We start from the raw sequence: 6,226 nt of genomic DNA, 5'->3' as shown, positions 1-6,226 counted from the left end.
TCACTTATAAGATTACTACTGGCTGGAGTCGATCCAGAGCAAGAGGCTAAGCTCGTTGGACTTGATCAAGCAACTTTAAATGAAGATGGGAGTCGCTATTTTTCGGACCATGAACGGATAGAATGGGTAGGTGGTCGACTTATCTTTCCAGTCATTATAAATAGCGAGTCCTATCATGATCGAGACGCTTATTATACCATTGAACAATTAACATTACCTCATTCTATGGACGTTGTGAATGAAAAAGTAATAGAAGAAGGTTCAGCATATTTAGATCAGCTAGAAGCTCATGAAACGACTACATTTTCCGTGTCGAATAAAGAATTATATCAATTTTGGTTAGATAATATTTCTGATCAGGTGGATGATAAAAGCGTTTATTTTAAGGAGGATTTTCCCATTGTCTCTGACATGCCGCGCTCTTGGCCGCCAGTTATGGAGTCTTACCCTAGTGCTTTACAATATGATGTAGGCGAAAGTCCCGATGAAAAAAAGTGGCCATTTGCATATGACATTATACCGCATGAGGAAAAAAACTATACGTTATCTGGGCAGTCGCTTTGGACGCATCGACCTTTTAAAGTCATACCTCATGAGGAAGGGATAAAATTTGGACCTTATCATATTGGTACTTATGATCCGAGTCAACTAGATATGGAGCAAGATCCCCTTTCTGAAGTTCCCATGGAAACATACAAACCACCGAAAGCCCAATTAGTTGTAGATACGGATGGAACGATTTTGGACACACCTGTCATGGTACAAACGATGGGAGAACCTACACGATTTCTAACACATCCTCCAAATATACTAACAACCATTGACGCTGCCGAAGAAATAATGGATGGAGACCCAATCTCAGCTATCCGAATCAAAGTATCAGGGGTTTCTGAACTGTCTGAAGGCAGTCAGCGTTTAATTGAAAAAGTAGCTAAACAGATTGAAGATGAAACAGGGCTTATGACTGATATTACATTAGGTTCCTCACCACAGCGTGCTTTAACATTTGTACCGGGATTAAATGGGGAAGAAGATATCGGTTGGGTTGAGCAGTCTTGGGTAGATATTGGCGCAGCTATTTCAATGTTTCGTGAGAGTAACTTGGGATTAGTTGGATTGATCTCAAGTGTCATAATTGTAGCCATCGTATATGTTTTTTCATCAACACACGTATCAATGTTAGCCAGAAAACATGATTTTGCAACATTACTAGCAATTGGTTGGCGTCCAAGCCAATTAAGCCGTCTCTTACTTATGGAATGTACACTTATTGGAATTTTTGTTGCACTCATCGCATGGACGATCCTAGGGCTTATTGACCTGTTTGGAACCGTACCTATTTCTCCAGTTAGGACGATTCTTACTGGTTTATTTGGATTTACCATCTATGTTCTTGGGGCAACGATACCTGCCTTGATTGTACGAAATATTCGGCCTTATGAAGCGATGCGCACAGGTGAACTAAGACGAAAGAAAAATCACTTGATTCCAACACGTGGAATAATCTCAATGGCATGGACTCATTTTACAGGGAAATGGCAAAGAAATTTGCTGTCAATGATGGCTATTGCCTTACCGACTAGCTTACTCGCCTTATTTTTATTTATTACGATGCGCCTTCAAGGAACAATGGAAACAACATTGCTCGGTCATCATCTCATCGTAGAGGTTGGTCCAGTTCACTATATCGCAGTGATCACCGCGCTTCTGATTGCTATTTTAACAACAGGTGAAATCATGTGGCAAAACATTGTCGAACGTCAACGAGAAATGGCTATATTAAAGGCTGTTGGATGGCGTCATGGAAAGATCGGGATTCTTATTCTGATGGAAGGAATTTGGATGGAAGTTTCAGCGGCAGTCATCGGGCTGTTATGTGGGATAGCGATGATAAGGGAGATTTATAGAGACATTCCACTCAATGACTTTTTGGTCATTGGAGCGATCGGCATTATCCCTATTTTAATTGCAGTGATCGGATCGATTTTACCAGCACGAATGGCCATGCATATGTCACCGATGTCTGGAATCAGCGGGGGGTATTTTAAAGAGAAGGTTTAACGGTTGTTTTTGGATGATATCATGGCTTGCTTTAACTTATAGTCAAAAGTAATGATCAAATAAAAGGGGGAAATAGTTAAAATGGTCTGCGCTTTTGTGAATAGAGCAGTTGGTAATAAGGTTGTTAAAGATCGTTTAATTGCCACTTTAACTAGAGCAGGTGCATGTTTATGATACGCTTTATTTGGCAAAATTGGTGGCGAAGGAAAGAGCGGTTTATCTTATTAATCATTGGTGCGCTTATTGTTAGTATCGGACTAACGTATTTGGTTGGTATTTCTGATGTGAATAAAGGAACGATTGTCGATACACTCGAACAGCGCTGGACGGCTTCCTATGATATTGTCGTTCGCCCGGAAGGTTCACGTAGTGTAACGGAAGATAAAAATTTACTTGAACCTAATTATTTAAGTGGGATGAGTGGCGGTATTTCTATTGAACAATATGAAACAATTAAAGAGATTGCCGGTGTTGAAGTAGCGGCTCCAATTGCGATGATTGGATATGGGGATTATGAAGTCGAGCTTGACACAATCGATATTACTGAGCCAGCGCTTTACCGTTTAGTCCAAGAAAAGGTGACAAATAACGGAATAAAAGAAATCTCCGAACCATGGAATATGTATTTTCCAGTTAAATATTGGAGTAACTTGAATAAAGGGCCTGAATATGGGGTTGGCTCACCTGATCCTATATTAAATGTTTCATCTTCTTTTTTACTCGCCGGCATTGATCCAGAACAAGAAGCAAAGCTTGTCGGTCTTGATGAAGCTATTCTTACGCTCGGGAATAGTCGTTACTTTAGTGAGGATGATACTGTTTCATATTCCGCTGTTTCAGACGTCCACCAATTTCCAGCTATTTTAAGTACACATGCATATGTAGATCAGGATATACACTTTACTTTAGAAGAACTAGATGTACAATTTGGAAACGAGGAAGAAGCCGAGGAAACAATGGAAATGGTGAAGGATAGAGGAGGTGCAAAGTATTTAGATACAGTTCCAGGAGATCTAAAGGAACAGTATTCTTACACAAGTGAAGAACTTTTTAAAATCTTTTTTAGTAGTATTGCCGGAGTAGATATGGAAACGGGTGAGCCTTATGAATCCGAGTATAAAGCCTTACCTCAAGCCGGGGGAGAATGGATGCCATTTCGTCCAAGTCCGGTAGAGTATAGTCCAGTTGAAAGTCCGTACATGGAGCGGTGGCCATTTGCGTACGAAGTAAATAAAGTTTATAACGACGGAGATGTCTTTTCTGTTTATTTGAATACAGAGACATTTCGTGAACCATTAGGGTTCGGTACTAATTCCGATGATTGGCCACGTGTTCATCCAAAATGGATTGGATTTTACAACCCAAGTAAACTAGATATTTCACAAGACCCAGCTAATGAACTGCCGATGGAAACATACCGTCCAGCTTCAGCAGATTTAGTGCTCGACCCACAACTCAATCCGGTTAATCCATCGAAGACATTAAAACCAACTGATGATCCGTATGGATTTTTAACGAATCCTCCAGATATGTTAACGACAATTGAGGCGGCTGAGAGTATACTTGGAGATGAGCCGATTTCAGCTATCCGGGTTAAAGTGGCAGGGGTTTCTGAATTAGGTGAAGAAAGCCAAGCCACCTTAGAGAAAGTGGCCAGTGATATAGAGGAGGCTACAGGCCTCATAACAGATATTACATTAGGTTCATCCCCGCAACTGACATTAACATATGTCCCATCATTAAATGACGAAGAAGCGATTGGATGGATCCAGCAGCCTTGGGTCCATATTGGTTCAGCCATTTCTCTATTTAGAGAAGCGAATCTTGGTTTAACAGGGGTTCTTGCCAGTGTGATCGGTGTTGCGATTATTTACGTGTGGGCGACAAGTCTTGTATCGATGTTTTCACGTCGACATGAATTTGCGGTTCTTTTATCAATTGGCTGGCGACCGAGTCAAGTAAGCAAATTACTCTTTATAGAGTCGATGATCATTGGCTGTTTTGTCGCGATGATTTCGTGGACGATGCTTGGGTTGATTTCTACTTTTAGTGGAACGCCTATTGAACTCATGCGATTTTTCTTAACCGGTTTTAGTGGATTTGCGATTTATTCATTAGGAGCAGTCATTCCCGCTTGGTTAACCCGGAATATTTCACCTTATGAGGCAATGCGGACGGGTGAAATTACATCGACAAGTGCTCGACTTTTAAAAACACGTGGACTTATATCAATGGCGTTTAACCACTTTATGGGGAAATGGAAGCGTAGTATTTTATCAGTAATCGCGATTGCGTTACCAACTGGATTACTTGCCCTATTTTTATACATTACGTTTCGCCTGCAAGGCATTATGTATACGACGTGGATTGGTCAATTTGTCGCATTAGAAGTAGGTCCTGTTCATTACACGGCATTAATTGTCGCTCTGATCATTGCGATATTAACGGCTGCTGAAATTATGTGGCAAAATATTGCCGAACGGCAAAGTGAAATTGCCGTACTTAAAGCAACTGGATGGCGCAATCGAACAGTTCGTTATCTCGTATGGCTGGAAGGAATATGTAGTGGACTTCTTGCCGCTGTGATCGGCTTATCTTTTGCCTTTTTAATGATGTGGGGGTTATATGGTCAATTTCCTACTGAAGAAATAGGCTTTATTTTAGCGACAGGTATCGTGCCAGTTATTGTCGGTTGGTTTGGGTCTATTTTACCGGCAGAACGTGCCGTTCGTATGATGCCTTATCAAAGTATGGATGGAACGTATGAAACACGAAAACGATCTGAACAACGGATGAAATGGGTTGTCATTGGAGGAGCAACAATCATTATTATTAGTTTTATAGGAACGATGGTTCAAATTGCACCTTCTATACAGGAGGCAATTGCTTCTTATGAGGAACAAGCTAAACAAGACCCAAATCCAACAGAAGGTGATGTGACGCCAACGATCGCAAAGAAGGAGTCCAAAGACTCTGGAGAAGATGATGATGCAAATGATGATGATGTTCAAGATGAAAAAGATAGAACTAAAGAAATATATGGGACTAATGTTTTTATGGTGTTCGATTCGGGAGAGGAAGAAGAGAATCGCTTTGAATATTTTGTTGTTACACAAATAGAAAGTGAACAAGAGCCAGCAGATGGGATGAAAAGAATTGCTGTCGAATTTAAATATGAGAATAGAGATGAGTTTTGGAATAGTCGTATAAATTTGCAACATGCACTTGTCATTTTAACACCTGAAGGAGAAAAGTTTACACATGCAGATGTTAATATAATTGACAGTGAAAACTGGGAAAGAGAGCGAGAAATTATTGGTAGTGGGCATGTCCATGCAATTGTAGAGTATGAAATTCCGGAGGACATTGATGATTACGTGTTACGATTTAGGCCATTAGATCGTACGCAATCATATATCATTTTGATTTCGGACGATTTCGAGGAATAAAACATCGAATATAATAAATCAAAATTTAATGGGAAATATAATAGATATATAGGGTGAACAAAGACCTATCCAATAGCCTTTTGCAAAAAATTTTTACCAAAGATGTTTAATTTCTACCATTACTGTGTTAAAAAGTTCTTTGTTTCAATCAGGAGTTTACATTCATTATAGGAATATGCTGAAAGAATTCTATGGATAAAATGAGCAATTGAAGATATCACTTATTTCTTTCATTTATTTACTAAGTAGTGTTGTCAACTGCACTATCATAGAACTAGAAAGATATAAGGTGAAGAAAACACATGCCGTTTTCTTCACCTATGTTTTGTTAAGTTCATATAATCGGTTTCATTAAGTGACCGCCTTACCAACTCATCCGAATCGAGGTCGTGTCTAAATTTGATTCATATTTAATAGCGTTAGATCTTTAATCGTATAAGTTCCTAATGTTATCTGTGTTATGGTCCAAGTAGTGAGTTTTTCCTTACTGTTATGGCGTTAGATCAGTAGTTACGGCTCCTCTTATTGCTTGTAAGGCTGCAAAAGCATCAACAATCCCATGACCATATTGAAGGGCAGGCCCAGCATATTGTGCTGTATTATTTAATATTGATCTAGCGTCGGTAACCGATATATTAGGGTCAGCTGAACGTATCAAGCCTAATACTCCAGCTACATGTGGCGTTGCCATTGACGTGCCAGATAAGGAGCCATAT

General features: G+C 39.8%; 3 protein-coding genes. 2 read left to right on the top strand and 1 reads right to left on the bottom strand.

Going from position 1 to position 6,226, the window contains the following annotated elements; all coding sequences use genetic code 11:
* Together VK080_RS00015 and VK080_RS00010 are read left to right on the top strand one after the other, a co-directional pair.
* On the top strand, positions 1-2,061 hold a 2,061-nt coding region (locus tag VK080_RS00015), incomplete at its 5' end, for an ABC transporter permease (protein ID WP_324222749.1).
* Positions 2,062-2,231: 170 nt separating this feature from the next.
* Entirely contained in the window at positions 2,232-5,510 is a 3,279-nt protein-coding gene (locus VK080_RS00010) for an ABC transporter permease (RefSeq protein ID WP_324222748.1), read from the top strand.
* 490 nt (positions 5,511-6,000) lie between these two features.
* Here the strand turns inward: VK080_RS00010 and VK080_RS00005 are convergent.
* Positions 6,001-6,226 (bottom strand): S8 family serine peptidase (locus tag VK080_RS00005; RefSeq protein WP_324222747.1); only part of this gene is annotated, 226 nt, incomplete at its 5' end.

It is taken from the genome of Lentibacillus sp. (assembly GCF_035301925.1).
GTDB lineage: Bacteria > Bacillota > Bacilli > Bacillales > Amphibacillaceae > Lentibacillus.
Note: the sequence above shows the minus strand (reverse complement) of the source record. Positions and strands in the feature narration are given on the sequence as shown.